Origin of the sequence: Aquamicrobium defluvii, from assembly GCF_004363725.1 — a bacterium.
Lineage (GTDB): Bacteria > Pseudomonadota > Alphaproteobacteria > Rhizobiales > Rhizobiaceae > Mesorhizobium > Mesorhizobium defluvii.
The window spans coordinates 14,127-33,588 of the sequence record NZ_SNZF01000008.1; the positions used below are offsets into that span (position 1 = coordinate 14,127).

Consider the following 19,462-nt stretch of genomic DNA (forward strand, 5'->3'; position numbering starts at 1 on the left):
CATGGCCTCCTGCTTCCGCTCAGGGCCATTTGCGCAGGAATTTCTTAGCGGCCTGTTAACCGATTGTGGCGGCAAACGGGCATCTTTGTGTCGGACCGGGGCGTATTCGCCGCCGGTCCGACACCGGAGATTTTCGTTTTTCCGGTCAGGATACACGCTGAATTGCGACCGCCGTCGCCTCGCCACCGCCGATGCACAGCGAGGCAATGCCACGCGAAAGACCGTTCTTTTCCAGAGCCGCCAGCAATGTGACCATAACGCGCGCGCCCGATGCGCCGATGGGGTGCCCGAGCGCGCAGGCCCCGCCATGGATGTTGACGCGTTCATGTGGCAGGTCGAGATCGCGCATTGCAGCCATGGCGACGACGGCGAACGCCTCATTGATTTCATAAAGGTCCACGTCGCTCGTCGCCCAGCCTGTTTTCTCTGACAGCCGGCGAATGGCATGGACAGGCGCGGTCGGAAACTTTGCCGGCTGATCGGCATAGGTGGCATGCCCGACAATCACGGCGCGCGGCGACAAGCCGAGCTTTTCGGCCCTTGAGCGGCGCATAAGCACCATCGCCGCCGCACCATCCGAGATCGAACTGGAATTGGCCGCGGTTACCGTGCCGCCCGAACGAAACGCCGGCTTCAGGGTCGGTATCTTGTCGAGCCGGGCCTTGCCGGGCTGTTCGTCGACCGTGATGCTGCGCTCGCCGGCGCGGCCCGCAAGAACCACAGGCGTGATTTCGTTGCCGAACGAACCGTCGGCGATGGCGTTTTGGGCGCGGGTCAGCGAGGTGATGGCGAAAGCGTCCTGCTGCTCGCGGGTGAAGCCATACTCTGCGGCGCAGTCCTCGGCAAATGTTCCCATCAGCCGGCCGCGATCGTAGGCGTCCTCGAGGCCGTCGAGGAACATGTGATCGAGCACCTGTCCATGGCCCATGCGATAGCCCTGACGCGCCTTGGGCAGCAGGTAGGGAGAGTTGGTCATGCTCTCCATGCCCCCTGCGACGGCGATGTCGGCGCTGCCCGCCAGCAGAAGGTCATGCACCAGCATGGCCGCCTTCATGCCGGAGCCGCACATCTTGTTGACCGTCGTGGCGCCAGCGGCACGGGTCACACCTGCCCCCAGAGAAGCCTGCCGCGCGGGCGCCTGCCCCTGCCCGGCCGGGAGCACGCACCCCATGACGACCTCATCCACCGCCTGCGGGTCTGCGCCGGCCCGTTCAAGCGAGGCACGGATCGCCGCTGCGCCAAGCTGCGAGGCCGTGGCGTCGGACAGTCCCCCCTGAAACGCGCCCATGGGCGTCCGGGCGGAGCCGACTATGACGATTGGATCGTATTCGCTCATTTCTGCACTCCCTGAAGATCGCGCCGGAGTTTTCAGCTCCGTGGGGCGGTTTAATTGTCCGTATGCAGCTTGCGCAAAAGAAAGCGCTGGATCTTGCCGCTGGGTGTCTTGGGCAGTTTGTCGACGAACTCGATCAGGCGCGGATAGGCATGCGCCGACATGCGGTTGCGAACGTGCAGCCGCAGCTCCTCGGCCAGTTCGTTCGTTCCGTCATAGCCTTTCGACAGCACGACGAAGGCCTTCACGAGTTCAGTCCTCTCCGGGTCGGGCACGCCGACGACGGCGGTCTCGACCACGGCAGGGTGTTCGATCAATGCGCTTTCCACATCGAACGGACCGATCCGGTAGCCGGACGAGGTGATCACGTCATCGTTGCGGCCAACAAAGGTCACGCAGCCTTCCTCGTCCATCTCGACCGTATCGCCGGTCCAGTAGTAGCCGTTGCGGATCGATCCGGTCTCCTGCTGCCAGTAACCGGAAAAGAACATCATCGGCGAGTTGCCAAGATCGACGCACAACGTGCCTGGCTGATGGGCGGCCACCTCGTTGCCTTCGTCATCGAGGACCGCGACCTTGAAGCCCGGCATCGGGAAACCGGCCGAACCGGGCCGCAGCCGATAAGGCAGGCGATGGTGATTGTTGACGATCATGCCGGTCTCGGTTTGCCCGTAGTGATCGAATATAGGCGCATCCATATGCTGGTCGAACCAGCGGATCACCTCGGGGTTCAGGGGCTCGCCGGCGCTGCTCACCACGCGCAGGCGCCCCTTGATGCGCGCCGCCGCCTCAGGGCCGGCAGCGATCAGCATGCGATAGGCGGTCGGCGCACCCGCGAAATTCGTGACGCCGAACTTTTCGACGATATCGTAGGTGCCTTCGACCGTGAACGGCGCCTCGCAAAGTGTCGTGGCATGGCCGAGCAGGAGCGGGCCGGTCACCGCATAATAGAGGCCGTAAGCCCAGCCGGGGTCGGCGATGTTCCAGAACACGTCGTCGGGACGCAGGTCGATCGCAAAATGCATGTATGTCGCGAATGCCGCGAGGGCGCGGATCGGCACCGGGACACCTTTTGCAAGTCCGGTGGTTCCCGAGGTCGACATCATGAGCAGCAGATCGTCGCCACGGCGCATGACCGGTTCGAACGCGGCCGGTTGCCGGGCGACAGCGGAGCGGAAGTCGATGTCGCCGGTGCGAAGCGTCTGGTCCTCACCGACGATGACTGCAACCTTGGCAAGGTTGGCGACATCGTCGAGCTTGGCGCGATTGGCGGCATCCGTCACCACGAGCTTTGCATTGCTCATGCCGATCCGGTGCTCGATGGCCTTGGGGCCGAAAGCCGTGAACAAAGGCTGGTAGACGGCCCCTGCGCGCCACACCCCAAGGACGGTGGCAATCAGTTCCGGTATGCGCGGAAGAAATCCCGCAACCACATCGCCGGGCTTCACCCCAAGCTCGGTCAGGAGGTTGGCAACCTGCGCGGACCAGGCTTTCATATCGGAAAACGTAAAGCGCTCGTGGCGACCGTCCGACCCGATCCAGTCGAGAGCCACGCGGCCTGGTTCCGCGTGGCGATCGCAACACTCCACGCAGGCGTTGATGCCGGTCGCGAAGCTGCCTGACAGAAGCCGCTCGACACTGTCGGGCTGAAAGTTCGCCACTGCGTCCGTATAGGACAGGGCGTCACCGAAAACTGCTGGCTGTGTCATTTTCCCTGTTTCCTCCCGTCGCAAAATCGGTTTCCAGCCGGAGCCAGTCCCAGTTGATATGTGCGACCCGCTCTTGCAAACAATGACACAAGATGCCGAAATATCTGATCGATTTTGCCAGTAACCGGCTTTTCCGGTCACCGCTCAGGGAGGCAGGATTTGGATCGAAAGACGATTGCGCCCGTATTTGTGGAGGACGCGGTGGAAGCGTTGCGCCATCGCGGCATCGACGCCGGCCCTATCCTGCTTTCGGTCGGCCTGCCTGCGCAGGTCGTTTCGCCCGTTTCTGCACGGCAGTATGGCCGAATGTGGCTCGCAATGGCCGAGGCGGCCGACGATGAGTTTTTCGGGCTCGGCGCCCGTCCGATGCGGCCGGGAAGCTTTGCACTGCTCTGCCATGCGGTCCTTCACGCCGGCACACTCGAACGCGCCTTGCGCAGGGCCCTGCGGTTCCTCCGCATCGTGCTGGACGATCCCGGTGGCGAGCTTGAACTGCGTGACGACCTTGCCACCATCGTTCTGACGGACCGCAACGGACCCCGATCGGCCTTTGCATACCGTACATTCTGGCTGATACTGCACGGCATTGCCTGCTGGCTGGTGGGGCGGCAATTGCCGCTGCGGCAGGTAGATTTCGCCAGTCCGCCGCCCGAGCGCGAGAATGACCATCGCATGTTCTTCGGCGCGCCCGTGCGCTTCAACCAGCCCAACAGTCTCGTCACTTTCGACGCGAGCCTGCTCAGCCTGCCCATAGTGCGCTCGTAGCAGCAGCTGCGCCATTTCCTGCGTGAGGCGCCGGCCAACATCCTGATCCGCTATCGCCACGAAGTCGGCAGGACCGCCCTCATCCGCGCGCAGCTGCGCGCAAGCCCGGTTTTGGAGTGGCCGGATTTCGACACCATGGCACATCGCATGAGGCTGTCGCCAGCCAGCCTGCGCCGAAGTCTTCGCGCCGAAGGCCAGAGCTATCAGGTCATCAAGGACGAATTGCGGGCGGCCATCGCCCGTTCCCTCTTGCGCGAAAGCAGCCTCACAGTGGCGGAAATCGCGGTCGAAGTTGGCTTTGCGGAACCCAGCGCCTTCTACCGGGCGTTCCGAAGCTGGACAGGCATGAGCCCGGGTGATCTGCGCAGCTCTTCAGGCAATATGGACGGTTGATCTCTCAACCGGTTGATCCGACTTCGTTTCGTCTAGCAGAACATTCTTCAATCGGGTGGCTACAGGCCCCCATTTTTGGTGCAGGGCTGCGGCTCCTCCCTGGCTGAAAACCTGCCAGGCCCCTGCCGCGGGAATGCCGGCAAACCAGCCTGTCCCCTTGGGGCTGCGTGGCGTGCGCAAAATCTCCATTTCCTCGATCAACCCATTTCGAACGACAGGTGCCCTGTCGAGCACACAGGCATCGAGCTTTTCGTGAGCCGGCTGATCGTCGGAGAAATTCCTCAGCATTGCCCAGAATGGCGATTCTGCAAAACGTGTTTCCATATGGATGAAATCGCGATCTGTCCGGGCATTGCGAAGGCAGGTTTCCATTGCGCGCCCGTGGAGATAGCGTTGGCATGGTCTTTGGCTTTCTTCACCGGGGCGTGGGTCCAGAGAGCGCCGAACGGCGGCTGCAGTCAAGGCACTCGATATTGCCCAGAACTGACCGTGCCCCGACAGGGGATCCACGGCAGCCAGCGCATCCCCGACGGGCAGGATGCGAAGATCGTCCGGCAAGCATGACAGCAACGGCGCGGCTTCGCGTGCGAGCGGAGGCCCCCTCTACAGCGATGCCGGATGCATCCGGCTCTGCTTTGACCAGTGCATGCCGCAACCGTTCATCGAGATTGCCGGGCTGTGCCGCATCGCCCGTGAACTGCGCCCATACACGCCCGTTCGGAAAGGCAATGCGCCACAGCCACCCCTGCTCTATCGCCGCAATTCGTCTTCCTTGCCGAATGCCAGCAGCGCTCGCCCATCCGCAGATGACCAGAGTCGCGGGGCCTCTGTTCTTGCGTTCACGATGTGCGTTGCGGCCTCGCGCGTCGATGATGCACGGTGCGTGGATGATATCGCCGTCCGCGAGCATCACTCCTTCGGCCTCAGGCCGGTATGTGGTTGGCACGAACTCGACTCCGGTCGCCTGAGCGGCATTGCGCAACCAATCGATCCAGCGCGGCGCGCGCCGCCACATATTCGCTATTGGCGGCCTGTGACAGGCCCGCCATGCCGTTTCACGCCGGAAAGGCCGCCCAGACCGGGAAACCCTTCAAGCGACCCCTGCCCTTGCAGTCATTGGCGCAGCCGCAGGCTCATGCCTTCGAGGCGTGGCGTGGTCCGCTCGGGTCGACCAGAAGTACCCGTAGCCAGTTCCGGGCGGCAAGAAGCGCGGATACCGATCCGGCTGGCTCTTCGCCCATGACAACAAGATCGGCACCCATGGCAACAAGATCGGCCTGTCCGGGCACGGCGTATCTCCCCATCGAGCAATATTCCGGCAAGGGTTGCCGTTGATGCCGTCATTTCTTGACGTATCCGGCCAAACTGGCCGCCCACGGCCGGGTGATTTCACTTTGGCCGGGAATGCGCTGCGGCTGATCCGCACCGATCGCGTGGCCGCCAGCCGCACCACCATCTCGTTCAGCGTTATATGGAGTAATGGCAGAGGGAGTGGGATTCGAACCCACGGTGACATCGCTGCCACGCCGGTTTTCAAGACCGGTGCCTTAAACCGCTCGGCCACCCCTCCCCGCACCAGCACATGAACTGGCGGTTCAGACGGCCAAGGCTTTAGCGCCGAGCGTGCCACGGCGTCAACTCGTGGACGGCACTGAAATCCCGATATTCTGCCGGCGCCGTATTCAGGGAGGTTGCGGTGAACTTCACGACAGTTGCACGTTGAAGCCGGGGACAACCCTTGACGCCTTTGCTTGCGAGGCGTACCCCGGCGACACCCTCCCACATGGACATTGGCATTCTGGCGATGGAAATATTTACCGCGGCTGGCTTCACTGCGCTCCTTCAGGTGATTTTCATCGACCTCGTTCTGGCGGGGGACAATGCGATCGTCATCGGGCTTGCGGCGGCGGGGCTTCCGGCAGACCAGCGCAAGAAAGCCATTCTCATCGGCGTTCTGGCCGCCACGGTGCTGCGCATCATCTTCGCAATCATCGCCGTTCAGCTTCTTGCCATTCTGGGACTGCTTCTGGTCGGTGGCATCCTGCTTCTCTGGGTCTGCTGGAAGATGTGGCGGGAACTGCGCACCTCCCACGAAGATGAAGAGGAGGCCACCCAGGCGCTGGCCGACGGTCAGCAACCGTCAGCCGGCAGGGCGCCGCGAAAGACGCTGGTACAGGCTGCGATCCAGATCGTGGTTGCCGACGTTTCGATGTCGCTGGACAATGTGCTGGCTGTCGCCGGCGCAGCGCGGGATCATTTTTCCGTGCTCATTGTCGGTCTGATATTTTCGATCGCACTGATGGGGCTGGCAGCGTCCTTCATCGCCCGGCTTCTGCATCGCTACCGCTGGATCGCCTATATCGGCCTGATCGTCATTCTCTACGTCGCCCTCGACATGATCTACCGGGGCGGAATGGAATTGTGGCCATATGTCAACGGCACCCTGACCTGATCGGGATCGGCGCTACTGTGTTGAAGGCGCCTGAAACTGCGGCGGCGTAACCTGCTTTGCCAGTTGGGCCTCCTTTTCGGCATAGCGCCGATAGGCCGGGCGATCGAAGGCGCGGGCGATGTAATCGCGGAAAACAGGCAGATCCGGCAAGACCTTCAATATATTCATCGTGAAGTGGATGCCTGAGGCGAGCTGCGTGTCGGCTGCAGTAAAGCTGTCCCCTACCGCATAGGGCTGGACAGAAAGCACTCGTTCGAGATTGGCCACCATGTCTTCGAACAGGCCGAACGAAAAGCTGTTGCCGCCATCGTAACGCCAGCCCTGCGCGCGTGCCGCAATGACGGGATCGAGAACGGAGTCGCAATAGACGAGCCGTGTCAGATAGGCCGCGCGCCGGCTGTCGCCGATCGGCGGCGCCAGCCGGGATTCCGGAAAGGCATCTGCCAGATAAATGGTTATCGCTGCACGTTCGGTGACGACGATGCCATCGTGGTCGATGGCAGGCACCTTCTTGTTCGGCTGTATGCTCCGGTAGCTTTCGGGAACGCCTGCGGGAGCGCGAATATCGATCAATTCGATTTCATAAGGGCTCCCGATTTCCTCCAGCAACCAGAATACGCCGGAGGAGCGCGACCATGGCATGCAATAGAAAGTGAGCATCTTAACCTCCCTGACGTAGCGCCATCATATCACCTAAAGCGTGCCACGATCTTTCAGATCCGCTCCTTGCGCTTCAGGTTCCTGTTTTTACGCATGTCGCCCGAAACCGGTTCCCGCTTTCGGGTGGCATGCTCTCTATCAGCCTGATCCTGACATCGTTCCGTCAGCAGGCGGAACGCCATGGAACGAAAAAGGGCGCCGCTGGGGCGCCCTTCCCGTTCAACATCGCGGCCTGCTTATTGCGGCAGTTTGTCGTCGATGCCCTTGATGTAGAAGTTCATGCCAAGCAGGGTCTGGTCGTCGGCGACTTCGCCTTCCTTCAGCCATTCCGAGCCATCCTGTTTGGTGATCGGGCCGGTGTAGGGGTTCCAGCCACCCTTGATTTTCTCCACCGTGGCTTCGGCTTCCTTGGCGACCTCATCCGGAACGTTGGTGTAGGGCGCCATGTAGATGATGTTGTCCTTGAAGCCTTCCCAAAGATTTTCGGCCTTCCAGGTGCCATCCATGGCCGCCTTGACGCGGCTGACATAGTAAGGACCCCAATTGTTCACCACCGCGGTAAGCTGTGCCTGCGGGGCGAACTTGACCATGTCGGCTGCCTGACCGAAGCCATGCAGGCCGCGCTCCTGCGCGATTTGCAGCGGTGCGGTCGAGTCCGTGTGCTGGACGATGATGTCCGCGCCCTGATCGAACAGCGCCTTGGCGGCGTCGGCTTCCTTGCCCGGGTCGAACCAGGAGTTGATCCAGACGATCTTCAGCTTGAAATCCGGATTGACGGACTGTGCGCCGAGCATGAAGGCGTTGATACCCATCACCACTTCGGGGATCGGGAACGAAACGATGTAGCCTGCAACCCCGGCCTTGGACTGCTTTGCCGCGATCTGCCCGCTGACATAACGGCCTTCATAGAAGCGGATATTGTAGACGCCCATGTTCTCGGAGGTCTTGAAGCCGGTTGCGTGCTCGAACTTCACGTCCGGGAATTTCTTCGCCACCTCCAGCTCGGCATCCATGAAGCCGAATGATGTGCCGAAGATGATCTTGCATCCGTCGCGCGCCATGCGTTCGAAGGAGCGCGCAGCGTCCGGCCCCTCGGAGACGTTTTCGAGATAAGCGGTCTCGACCTTGTCGCCGAACTCCTTCTCGACTTCGAGGCGGCCCTGATCGTGCTGGAACGAGAAGCCGAAATCGCCAATCGAGCCAACATAGATCCAGCAGGCCTTGAACTTTTCCTGTGCCTGCACCGGCGCGGTCAGCGCCAGCGCGGCTGCCGCCGCCATCAGGCCTACGAATGTTTTCTTCATTTTGTTCTCCATCTGAGGTTTAACTTCCATCTTGCCGTTATTGTTATCTTTCCGGCACGAAAGGCTGGGCCAGCGAAGCTGGCGTGTTCATCATCGTTAGCCGCTTGTTGCGGGAAATCAATACAAGCACCACGATGGTTGCGAGGTAAGGCAGCGATGACAGGAACTGCGACGGCAGCGACTTGATGAGGGCAATCGGCTGGTAGATGAACCATGACGAGCTGGCGAAGCTCGACAGGTCGATTGCCTGCACATGCAACTGGCCGATCCAGATCGCCCCGAAGATGTAGGCGCCGGCCAGCACCCGCCATGGCCGCCACGAGGCAAACACCACCAGGGCGAGCGCGATCCAGCCCCGGCCCGCACTCATATTCTCCACCCACTGCGGCGTATACACCAGCGACAGATGCGCCCCGGCGAGACCCGCGCAGGCCCCGCCGAACATCACCGCCAGATAGCGATAGCCGATGACGCTGATACCGAGGGCATGCGCGGAGGTATGGCTGTCGCCGATGGCGCGCATGGTCAGGCCCGTACGGCTCCTGAACAGAAACCAGGTCACGGCAATGACCAGAGCTATCGACAGGTAGAATATCGGGTCCTGACCGAACAGCAGACGGCCAACCACGGGAAGCGAAGTCAGGCCGGGAATGTCTAGATTGGGCAGGCGCTGGCCCGGCAGGCCGACGAAGCTGGTGCCGAGCATGCCCGACAGGCCAAGGCCAAGAATGGTCAGCGACAGCCCGGTCGCCACCTGATTGGTTGCGAGCGTCAAGGTCATGAAGGCAAACAGCAGCGAGAACAGGACGCCGATGACTATCGCCGCAAGCACGCCGATCCATGGCGAGCCGGTGAGATAACCGGCGCCGAAACCGCCGACCGCACCCATGATCATCATGCCCTCGACGCCGAGGTTGAGGACGCCCGCACGTTCCGCCACAAGTTCACCGATGGCCGCGATCAGCAGGGGCGTCGCGGCCGTGGCGATGGTGAGAAGGATGCTGACCCAGATGTCCATCAGTGCGCTCCTTCCTGAGCGGGAACCATCTCCGGGGCGGGAGCTTTCCGGCCCACGAAGCGGATGCGGTAGTGGATGAGCGTGTCGCAACCCAGTACGAAGAACAGCAACATGCCCTGGAATACGCGCGCCAGCTTGTCCGACACGCCAAGCGACGACTGCGCAGCCTCGCCCCCCAGATAGGTAAGGCCCAGCACCAGCCCGGCTGCGATGATGCCGAGCGGATTGAGCCGGCCGAGGAACGCGACGATGATCGCGGCAAAGCCGTAACCGGGCGAAATGACGGGCTGGAGCCGGCCGATCGCACCGGAGACTTCCGAAATGCCGGCTAACCCGGCCAGAGCCCCCGACAGCATGAAGGCGAAGAACGCCATGCGTCTGATGCTGAAACCGGCGAAGCGCCCTGCCCTCGGGCTCGATCCGAGAACGCGGACCTCGAAGCCCTTGAGCATGCGGCTCATCATCAGCCAGACCAGTACCGCCGCGACGATGGAGAAGATGAAGCCCAGATTGGCGCGCCCTGAATCGAGCAGTTCCGGCAGGCGCGCGGCGCTGCTGAACTGCACGGTCTGCGGGAAATTGTACCCCATCGGGTCCCGCCAGGGCCCGCGCACCACCCAGTCGAGGAAGAGCTGGGAGACATAGACGAGCATCAGGCTGGTCAGGATTTCGTTGGTGTTGAAGCGCGCTTTCAGCAGAGCCGGCACGCTGGCATAGGCCGCCCCGCCGATCATGCCCATCAACAGCATCAGCGGCAGGAGATAGGCTCCCTGAAGGTCGGGATAAAGCACTGGAAGAAGCGACCCGGCGATTGCCCCGATGGTGAACTGCCCCTCCGCGCCGATATTCCAGATGTTGGCGCGGAAGCACACTGACAGCCCCACGGCGATCATGATCAGGGGGGCCGCCTTGATCGCCAGTTCATGCAGTTGCCAGACTTCGGTAAGCGGCGAGATGAAATAGGCGTAAAGCGCTTTGGCCGGATTGACGCCCAGCATTGCGAACATGATCGCTCCCGCGATCAGGGTCAGTGCAAAGGCGATGAACGGCGACAGCATCGAAAACAGCGCCGAGCGCTGAGGGCGTTTGACGAGCTCGATTCGCATCATGCGACCTCCGCCGGTTCGGCATCATGCGCCGTTGCGGCATGGCCGGGTTCGGCGCCACCCATCAGCAAGCCGATTTTCTCATAGGTCGCCTCGGCAATCGGAATCCTCGCCGACAGTTCGCCATTGTGCATGACCGCAATGGAATCCGAAATTTCGAACAGCTCATCGAGGTCCTGGCTGATGACAAGAACGGCCGAGCCGTTACGGGCGAGTTCGATCAGGGCCTGCCGGATATGGGCAGCGGCACCGGCATCGACACCCCATGTCGGCTGGTTGACGACCATCACCGACGGCTTGCGGTCAAGCTCGCGGCCGACGATGAATTTCTGGAGGTTGCCGCCCGACAGGGAAGCGGCTTCCGGGTCGGGCGCGCTCTTGCGCACGTCCATCACCTCGATGATGCGCTGAGCGGCACTGTAGATCGCCTTGCCGTCGATCATGCCGGCAGTGCCGACGAACGCCTTGCCATCCGTCGCATGCCGCGACAGCAGCAGGTTTTCCGACAGCTTCATGCGCGGGGCGGCCCCATGTCCGAGGCGCTCCTCCGGAACGAAGGCTGCGCCCAGGAGCCGGCGGCCGGTGATGTCGAGCCCGCCGACCTGCCGGCCACGGATGCGCACCGATGCCTTGTCCTGTTGCAGGACCTCGCCGGACACGGCCTCGAAAAACTCGCCCTGCCCGTTTCCGGCCACGCCGGCGATGCCGACAACCTCGCCGGCTCGCACCGAAAGATTGATGTTCCTCAATGGGATGGAGAAAGGCGTTGCCGGCTTGCGGTTGAGATTGACGATCTCAAGCAAAGATTCGGCCTTGTCCATGCCTTCGGCCGGCGGGCGCTCCACGGCGCGAACCTCGCTGCCCACCATCATGCGGGCAAGGGAAGACGCCGTTTCCTCGCGCGGATTGCAATGACCGACGACCTTGCCGTGACGCAGCACGGTGGCGCGGTCGCACATGCGCTTCACCTCCTCGAGGCGATGCGAAATGTAGAGGATCGACTTGCCCTCGGAGCGCAACCGTTCGAGCGTCTCGAACAGCTTGTCGGCCTCCTGTGGGGTCAGCACCGATGTCGGTTCATCGAGGATGATGAGATCCGGCGTCTGCAACAGGCAGCGAATGATCTCGATGCGCTGGCGCTCGCCGACCGAAAGGTCGCCAACCAGCGCATCCGGATCGAGCGGCAGACCGTAGCTGTAGGAAAGCGCCCGCGCCTTCGCGGCGATCGTGCTGATCGGCGCGCCGTCATTGAGGGAAAGCGCTATATTTTCGGCGGCGGTCAGCGCCTCGAACAGCGAAAAATGCTGAAACACCATACCGATGCCGAGTTTCTTGGCAATTCCCGGACTGGTGATGCGCACCGGCTGGCCGTTCCAGAGGATTTCGCCTGAATGCGGTTCGAGCGAGCCGAAAAGCATTTTGACCAGCGTGGATTTTCCGGCGCCGTTTTCTCCCAGCAGGGCATGTATCTCACCTCTGGCAATGCCAAGGTCGATGCTGTCGCAAGCTTTGAGAGAGCCGAATATCTTGGTCAGGCCGCGAACCTCCAGCAGGTTCGCAGCGCCTTCATGTAAATTCACAGTGCCTCCCATCTGTTGCCAGATATGTTCTGTGTTCCCGCAGGCATGGTAGGCACGGCTGCAGTTTCGCGCAAACTGATAGTTCTATTGAAAGACCTTCAAGAAATTCAGTGGCATTCGACGTCCTGCTACGGGAGCAGTATCGTCGTTCCGGTGGTTCTGCGGGCTTCGAGGTCGGCATGGGCCTGCGCAGCGTCCGCCAGCGCATAGCGCTGATTGATCCTGATGCGCACGGCGCCGGACAACACCACGTCGAAGAGTGCCCTTGCCGATTCCTCCAGTTCCCCGCGTGTCACATTGTAGGAAAACAGCGTTGGCCGCGTCGCGTAAAGGGAACCTTTCTGCGCGAGAATCCCGATATCGAAAGGCGGTATCGGGCCCGATGACTGGCCGAAGGATATGAATGTGCCGAGCCGTTTCAGACAATCCAGAGATCCGGCGAAAGTATCCTTGCCGACGGAATCATAGACCGCATCGCATTTTCTGCCCTCGGTTATCCGCATAACCTCGCCCACGAAATCCTGCCGGCGATAGTCGATGACGTGATGGAAACCATGCGCGCGGGCGAGTTCCGCTTTCTCCGGCGAGCCTGCTGTTCCGATGACCGTGGCGCCGAGATGGTTCGCCCACTGGCCGAAGATGAGGCCAACGCCACCGGCAGCGGCATGATAGAGCACCGTGTCGCCAGGTTTAACCCTGAAGGTGCGACGCAGGAGATATTCCACCGTCATGCCCTTCAGCATCATGCCGGCGGCCTGCTCATCGGTTATCCCGTCGGGGATCGGCACGACCTGATCGGCCGGCACCACCCTTTGCTCGGCATACGCACCGAGGCGCACCACATAGGCGATGCGATCACCGGGCCTGAGCCAATCCACCCCCTCTCCGACTTCCAGCACAACGCCTGCGGCCTCGCCGCCGGGCGTGAAAGGAAAGCCATTCGGGGCCGGGTAGAGGCCCGTGCGATGATAGACATCTATGAAATTCACGCCAATGGCGGTGTGCCTGACAAGAATTTCGCCGCGCCCCGGTTTGCCGGCATCCGCCTCCTCAGGGACGAGGACTTCCGGGCCGCCATGGGTGTGGATGCGGATCGCCTTCGACATATGGTTCAGGTCCTTTTTGCACCGAGCTTCGGGAAAAACTGCATGATTCCCCCAATGCAGAACAGGTAGAGTCCCGTCACCGAAATTCCCGCCTTGGTGAACTGGCTGACATTTTCCGCCAGAATGCCGATCTGGCTGTAAAACTCGGCCAGCGCGGATTCGGCCAGCGCCAGTATGCCGAAAGCGCACCATAGAAGCGTGACCGTCAGATTGACCGGACGCAGGCGCTTCACCCGCACGGGATGGAGAAAATTGACAGGCACGAAGGTCAGCAACCCGCAAATGACCACGACGCCGAAAGACACCCACTCTCTGGGCCCGACCACAAACAGGGTGAATACGACCATGTTCCAGACCACCGGGAATCCCTTGAAGAAATTCTCCTTCGTCTTCATGCCGGTGTCCGCGTAGTAGATCGCGCTGGAAACGACGATGATCGCGGCCGACAGGAATGACAGCCTCTCGCCCATCAGGCCGAACTGGTAGAGCGCAAAGGCGGGAATCAGCACATAGGTGACATAGTCGATGATGTTGTCGAGCAGTTCGCCGGACCAGGTGGGCAGGATTTCCTTCACTTCCAGCTTGCGGGCGATGGGGCCGTCTATGCCGTCGACGAACAGGGCGAGCCCCAGCCACCAGAACATCGCGGTCCAGCGCTCCTCGCTGGCTGCCACAAGCGAGACGAAAGCCAGAAAAGAGCCCGATGCAGTCAGAAGGTGAACAGAAAACGCCCGCGCCTGTGGCCAGGTCACCTTTTTCCTCGGTCTCGGAATCCTGTCCCTGATCTTCCTGCCGGTCGGTTTGCTTTCCACGGCCATCGGTCCATCTTGCATGGGCATCTGTAATCCCTCTTGATCGGCCACCAGTGGGCGGGGGTCAATGCACAAGCAGCGACAAGATCAAAGGCCACACAGGATTTCTTGACTGCCGTGCATGAATTGCAAAGGTTTTCCTTCACGGCTGAAAGGTCGCGTTGAAGAAGATGGCCCGCGGGGCGTATATCTTTATCGACAAAGGAGGCTCCGATATGCCCACGTCCGCCGGCCCTGCCCGATCCGAAGCCAGAATCCTCGTCGCGGGAACCGGCCCGGCCGGTTTGATCGCGGCGCTCGCCTTCGCCGATGCGGGCTTTGGCGTAACGCTCGTTGGTCCGGACGTTAACATCCGGGACGGACGCACCACGGCGCTGATGAATCCGGCGCTTGCCCTGCTCGACCGCGTGGGGGTGCTCAGAGCACTCGCGCACAAGTCCGCACCGCTCAAGGTCATGCGCATCGTCGACGGGACGTCGCGGCTCATCCGCAGCCCTGCGGTTACTTTCCATGCCAGCGAGGTCGGCGAACACAGATTCGGCCTCAACATGCCGAACGCCATCATGGTTGCGACGCTGGCCGAGGCAGTCGCGGCCATTCCCGCCATCGAATGGAAGAAGACGCTGGTCGAAAGCTGGGATCTGCAACCCGATGCGGCCGTGGCTCATCTCGCGGACGGCAGCGCCGTGGAAGCAGAACTGGCGGTGGCGGCGGATGGACGCCTGTCACCTGCGCGCGAGGCCGCAGGCATTTCCGTTTCGTCGCACCCGTTCCCCCAGGCCGCCCTTGTGTTGAATTTCGCCCACACGGTCGACCACAATTTCACGTCGACCGAGTTCCACGCCGAGACCGGACCGTTCACGCAGGTTCCGCTGCCCGGACGCCGCTCAAGCCTTGTCTGCGTCGTGCGTCCCGAAACGGCTCAGGAACTTGCGGCGCTCGACGATGACGCCTTGTCCCTGCATATCGAGCGGCGCATGCAATCCATGCTCGGACGTGTGACAGTCGAGCCGGGACGGCAAATCTATCCGCTTTCGACCTCGACCCCGTGGCGCTTCGCCCACAACCGCGTCGCCCTGATAGGCGAAGCCGCTCATGTGTTTCCCCCCATAGGAGCCCAGGGGCTCAACCTCGGCATCAGGGATATCGTCGATCTCGTTGAAGTCGCTTCACGAAATCGTACGGATCCAGGATCTCCGAAGGCCCTTCTTACCTACGATCTCAAGCGCCGGCCCGACATTGTGGCGCGAACCGGCGCGGTGAACCTTCTCAACCGGTCGCTGCTTTCCGATATGCTGCCAGCCCAGATCGCACGCAGCGCCGCGCTCGGGCTTCTCGGGCGCTTCGCCCCGGTTCGCGCCTTCTTCATGCGCGAAGGACTTCAGCCCGGCAGCGGCTTTTCCGCAATCGCCGGCTCGTTAAGGGAGCAGGTCCGGCGAGGACCTGCCGTTCCGTAAACCAGGCGCCACACGCAAAACGAATATGCGTTATCCAGCCCGGCGCTTCGTGCGGTTCGCGCCTGATGCGCGCAATGGCAAAACCGGCGAAGAACGGCCGGATAACCAAAGGCTGGGACAGGTATCATCCGATCCGGGCTTGTCCACCCTGCCGCCGGCCGGGGAATCAACAGATTCCGCCCCTGAGCCTGCACAGGATTGAATTGCCCCGATCCATAAGCCAAATAGGGATCATGGAAAACGGGAACATAAAAACAGCCAAATTCTCGATCGGACAGGTGGTGCGTCACCGCCTGTTTCCGTTTCGCGGCATCATTTTCGATGTCGATCCGCAATTCGCCAATTCCGAGGAGTGGTATCGGGCTATACCCGCCGAAGTAAGGCCATCCAAGGATCAGCCATTCTATCACCTGCTGGCCGAAAACTCGGATACGGAATATATTGCGTATGTCTCCGAGCAGAACCTGCTCGAAGACGTTTCAGGCGAGCCGGTACGGCATCCGCAAATCCGCGAGCTGTTCCTGAAAACGCCTGACGGGCATTACCAGCCCAAATACCAGATCCGTCATTGAAAAAGCCCCGCCGCTCTATGAAGCGGCGGGGCCTTGACATGGCGAGCTTTCGGCTCAGTCTTCCTTTTTCATCGGCGCAACGCGCAGGGCCAGTTCACGAAGCTGCTGCGGCGTCGCCGGCGCGGGGGCATTCATCAGCAGATCCTGGGCCTGCTGGTTCATCGGGAACATGGTCACTTCGCGCAGGTTCTTCGCCCCGACCAGCAGCATGATGACGCGATCGATGCCGGCTGCCATGCCGCCATGCGGAGGCGCGCCATACTGGAAGGCGCGGTAGAGGCCGCCGAAACGCTCCTCCACCGTGTTGCGATCCAGCCCGACGATCTCGAAAGCCTTGACCATGGTTTCGGGCAGATGGTTGCGGATGCCGCCAGATGCGATCTCGAAGCCATTGCAGACCATATCGTACTGATATGCCTTGAGGCTCAGCGGGTCCTGACTGTTGAGCGCGTCGATGCCCCCCTGTGGCATGGAGAACGGGTTGTGGGCGAAGTCGACCTTCTTCTCGTCCTCGTTCCACTCGTAGAAGGGGAAATCGACGATCCAGCACAGTTCGAAACGGTCCCGGTCGACGAGGTTCAGTTCCTCGCCGGCACGGGTGCGCGCGGCACCTGCGAAGGCGGCGAACTTCTTCGGTTCGCCGGCCACGAAGAAAGCGGCGTCGCCGTCCTCCAGCCCGAGTTGCTGACGGACGGCATCGGTGCGCTCCTCGCCGATGTTCTTGGCGATGGGGCCTGCGCCCTCGAGCCTGTCGCCTTCCTTGCGCCAGAAGATGTAGCCGAGGCCGGGCTGGCCCTCGCCCTGCGCCCAGGAATTCATGCGGTCGCAGAATGCGCGGGAGCCGCCGGTCTTTGCAGGAATGGCCCAGACTTCGGCTTTCGGATCATTGGCGAGGATGTTGGCGAACACCTTGAAGCCGGAGCCCCGGAAATGCCCGGACACGTCCTGCATCTCGATGGGGTTGCGTAGGTCCGGCTTGTCGGAGCCGTATTTGCGCATGGCCACGTCATAGGGGATGCGCGGGAAGTCCTGCGTCACCGGCTTGGCGTCGGCGAAAGCCTCGAACACGGAGCGCATCACCGGTTCCATGGTCGCCAGCACATCGTCCTGCTCGACGAAGCTCATCTCAAGGTCGAGCTGGTAGAATTCGCCCGGCAGGCGGTCGGCGCGCGGGTCCTCGTCGCGGAAACAGGGCGCGATCTGGAAGTAGCGGTCGAAGCCCGAAACCATGATGAGCTGCTTGTACTGCTGCGGGGCCTGCGGCAGCGCGTAGAAGGTGCCCGGATGGATGCGCGACGGCACGAGGAAGTCGCGCGCGCCCTCCGGCGAGGAAGCGGTGAGGATCGGCGTCGAATATTCGGTGAAACCCGCCTCGCCCATGCGCTTGCGCATCTCAGCGATGATCTTCGTGCGCATGACGATATTTCTGTGCAGCGTGTCGCGTCGCAGGTCCAGGAAGCGGTATTTGAGGCGGATGTCTTCCGGATAGTCCGGTTCGCCGAACACCGGCAGCGGCAGTTCCCTGGCTGCGGACAGAACCTCGATCTCGTGCGCGAAAATCTCGATCTCGCCGGTCGAGAGGTTCGGGTTCACGGCATCGGCCGAGCGCGCCTTCACTTCGCCGTCCACGCGGATCACCCACTCGCCGCGCACCGTCTCTGCCGTCTTGAAAGCGGGCGAATCGGGATCGGCGACGATCTGTGTGATGCCGTAGTGATCGCGCAGGTCGATGAACAGCAGGCCGCCGTGATCGCGCACGCGATGCACCCAGCCCGAAAGACGAATGGTGGAGCCGACATCGGCCTTTCTCAACTGAGCGCAGGTGTGGCTGCGGTAACGATGCATCGCCTGATTTTCCGCTTAACTTGGTTCGATTGGACCGAAGCACTTGCCCGGCTTCAAAATTGGCGCGAAAAGCGCATGAGCAGGCTCTTTTGTCAAGGCGAGAGGACCCGGCGACGGACGTCGCCGGGCTTGACGCGCCCGGCAGCGGCTGGAATTGAGAAACAGGTTTGGTCCGAAAAGCGATTTGATGAACGTCATTACCACACAGGGCGAACTCGAGAGCGCCATAGAAAGACTCGAGCAATCGGACTTCGTGACCGTGGACACGGAGTTCATTCGCGAAACGACCTTCTGGCCGGTGCTGTGCCTGATTCAGATGGCCGCTCCCGGTTTCACCGCGCTGGTCGATCCGCTGGCGCCAGGCATGGACCTCACGCCGTTCTTCCGGCTGATGGCCAACGAGAAGGTGGTGAAGGTTTTCCATGCCGCAAGGCAGGACATCGAGATCATCGTGCATCAGGGCAATCTGGTGCCGCACCCGATCTTCGACACGCAGGTCGCCGCCATGGTTTGCGGCTTCGGCGACGCGGTTTCCTATGACCAGCTCGTGCAGAAGGTCACCGGCGTTCGTCTCGACAAGTCGTCGCGCTTCACGGACTGGCGCTACCGGCCGCTGTCCGGGCGCCAGCTCGAATATGCGCTGGCCGACGTCACCCATCTCATCGACGTCTACAAGCATCTGACGGCCGAGCTGGAGCGCGAGGGGCGCGCCCACTGGCTCAACGAGGAAATGCAGGTTCTGACGTCCCGCGAAACCTACGATCCGCACCCCGACGACGCCTGGAAGCGCCTCAAGATGCGCGTGCGCAAACCGCAGGAACTCGCGGTCCTGAAAGCGGTTGCCGCATGGCGCGAACGCGAGGCGCGCGAACGCGATGTTCCGCGCGGGCGCATCATCAAGGATGATGCTATCTACGAGATCGCCCAGCAGGCTCCGAAGGACGCCGATGCGCTGGGACGGCTGCGCAGCATCCCCAAGGGTTGGGAGCGGTCGTCAACCGCGGCCGCCCTGCTCGGGGCCATCAACGATGCGCTCTCGATTCCCAAGGACGACCTGCCAAGGCTGCCCCGGCCGCACCAGCCGCCCGAAGGATCGAATGCGGCGGCCGAACTTCTGAAGGTGCTGCTGCGCATCGTGGCCGAAAAGGAAGGGGTCGCCGCCAAGGTGCTGGCATCGGGCGACGATATCGACCGAATCGCAGCGGAGGGCGAGCAGGCGGACGTGCCGGCGCTTCATGGCTGGCGCAGGGCCGTCTATGGCGAGAAGGCGCTGCGCCTCGTGCGTGGCGAGATCGCCATCAAATTCGAGAAGCGCCGGATCGCGCTGTTCGAGATCGAGGGCTGATTTCC

Annotated in this window: 16 protein-coding genes, 1 tRNA gene and 1 pseudogene; 5 read left to right on the plus strand and 13 right to left on the minus strand. The window is 62.0% G+C overall.

Translation table 11 applies throughout. The features are described 5' to 3' along the window. Positions 1-145: 145 nt before the first annotated feature. Positions 146-1,336 carry an acetyl-CoA C-acyltransferase gene (locus DES43_RS07760; RefSeq protein ID WP_035028577.1) on the minus strand — a complete coding sequence of 397 codons (1,191 nt, stop codon included), beginning with the start codon at positions 1,334-1,336 and terminating at the stop codon, positions 146-148. A gap of 50 nt (positions 1,337-1,386) precedes the next feature. Beyond that, entirely contained in the window at positions 1,387-3,042 is a 1,656-nt protein-coding gene (locus DES43_RS07765) for an AMP-binding protein (RefSeq protein ID WP_035028581.1), read from the minus strand. A gap of 159 nt (positions 3,043-3,201) precedes the next feature. Here DES43_RS07765 and DES43_RS07770 point away from each other — a divergent pair. Next, a pseudogene (locus DES43_RS07770) lies at positions 3,202-4,200 on the plus strand (AraC family transcriptional regulator). Here the strand turns inward: DES43_RS07770 and DES43_RS07775 are convergent. From DES43_RS07775 to DES43_RS07780, 3 genes are all read right to left on the minus strand, one after another. After that, complete coding sequence (locus DES43_RS07775; RefSeq protein ID WP_133674888.1) at positions 4,180-4,572, minus strand: hypothetical protein; 393 nt, start codon at positions 4,570-4,572, stop codon at positions 4,180-4,182. The pseudogene DES43_RS07770 and the gene DES43_RS07775 sit on opposite strands and share 21 nt — an antisense overlap. 761 nt (positions 4,573-5,333) lie before the next feature. Then, entirely contained in the window at positions 5,334-5,504 is a 171-nt protein-coding gene (locus DES43_RS22330; protein WP_156953506.1) for a hypothetical protein, read from the minus strand. 176 nt (positions 5,505-5,680) lie between these two features. Next, a tRNA-Ser gene (locus tag DES43_RS07780) sits at positions 5,681-5,770 on the minus strand. 234 nt (positions 5,771-6,004) lie between these two features. Here DES43_RS07780 and DES43_RS07785 point away from each other — a divergent pair. Then, complete coding sequence (locus tag DES43_RS07785) at positions 6,005-6,652, plus strand: TerC family protein (RefSeq protein WP_035028827.1); 648 nt, start codon at positions 6,005-6,007, stop codon at positions 6,650-6,652. Positions 6,653-6,664: 12 nt separating this feature from the next. Here the strand turns inward: DES43_RS07785 and DES43_RS07790 are convergent, their stop codons facing one another. The 7 genes from DES43_RS07790 to pcsA form a co-directional block, all read right to left on the minus strand. Then, entirely contained in the window at positions 6,665-7,312 is a 648-nt protein-coding gene (locus tag DES43_RS07790; protein ID WP_035028584.1) for a glutathione S-transferase family protein, read from the minus strand. 236 nt (positions 7,313-7,548) lie between these two features. After that, the gene (locus tag DES43_RS07795) at positions 7,549-8,616 is read right to left on the minus strand and encodes a BMP family ABC transporter substrate-binding protein (protein WP_035028829.1); all 1,068 of its coding nucleotides are present in this window, start codon (positions 8,614-8,616) and stop codon (positions 7,549-7,551) included. Positions 8,617-8,659: 43 nt separating this feature from the next. After that, complete coding sequence (locus tag DES43_RS07800; protein ID WP_035028590.1) at positions 8,660-9,634, minus strand: ABC transporter permease; 975 nt, start codon at positions 9,632-9,634, stop codon at positions 8,660-8,662. Further along, entirely contained in the window at positions 9,634-10,743 is a 1,110-nt protein-coding gene (locus DES43_RS07805; RefSeq protein WP_051520651.1) for an ABC transporter permease, read from the minus strand. Before DES43_RS07805 ends, DES43_RS07800 begins: the two co-directional genes overlap by 1 nt. Continuing rightward, positions 10,740-12,332, minus strand: coding sequence for an ABC transporter ATP-binding protein (locus DES43_RS07810; RefSeq protein WP_035028593.1), 1,593 nt, complete (start codon positions 12,330-12,332; stop codon positions 10,740-10,742). Before DES43_RS07810 ends, DES43_RS07805 begins: the two co-directional genes overlap by 4 nt. A gap of 116 nt (positions 12,333-12,448) precedes the next feature. After that, on the minus strand, positions 12,449-13,426 hold the full coding sequence (locus tag DES43_RS07815; protein ID WP_035028603.1) for a quinone oxidoreductase family protein: 978 nt from the start codon (positions 13,424-13,426) through the stop codon (positions 12,449-12,451). Positions 13,427-13,431: 5 nt separating this feature from the next. Beyond that, positions 13,432-14,244, minus strand: coding sequence for a phosphatidylcholine synthase (pcsA, locus tag DES43_RS07820; protein ID WP_035028606.1), 813 nt, complete (start codon positions 14,242-14,244; stop codon positions 13,432-13,434). A gap of 209 nt (positions 14,245-14,453) precedes the next feature. Between pcsA and DES43_RS07825 the strand changes: the two genes are divergently transcribed. Next, a complete protein-coding gene (locus DES43_RS07825) occupies positions 14,454-15,695 on the plus strand; it encodes a UbiH/UbiF family hydroxylase (RefSeq protein WP_035028833.1) in 1,242 nt (413 codons plus the stop codon). A 248-nt stretch (positions 15,696-15,943) separates the two neighbouring features. Next, positions 15,944-16,267: a heat shock protein HspQ gene (gene hspQ, locus DES43_RS07830; protein WP_035028835.1), complete on the plus strand. Its 324-nt coding sequence runs from the start codon at positions 15,944-15,946 to the stop codon at positions 16,265-16,267. A 54-nt stretch (positions 16,268-16,321) separates the two neighbouring features. Here the strand turns inward: hspQ and aspS are convergent, their stop codons facing one another. Continuing rightward, the gene (aspS, locus tag DES43_RS07835) at positions 16,322-18,112 is read right to left on the minus strand and encodes an aspartate--tRNA ligase (protein WP_035028613.1); all 1,791 of its coding nucleotides are present in this window, start codon (positions 18,110-18,112) and stop codon (positions 16,322-16,324) included. A gap of 187 nt (positions 18,113-18,299) precedes the next feature. On the opposite strand from aspS, the gene rnd reads away from it, so the two are divergent. Next, a complete protein-coding gene (gene rnd, locus DES43_RS07840) occupies positions 18,300-19,457 on the plus strand; it encodes a ribonuclease D (protein WP_035028616.1) in 1,158 nt (385 codons plus the stop codon). The last annotated feature ends 5 nt before the right edge of the window (positions 19,458-19,462 follow it).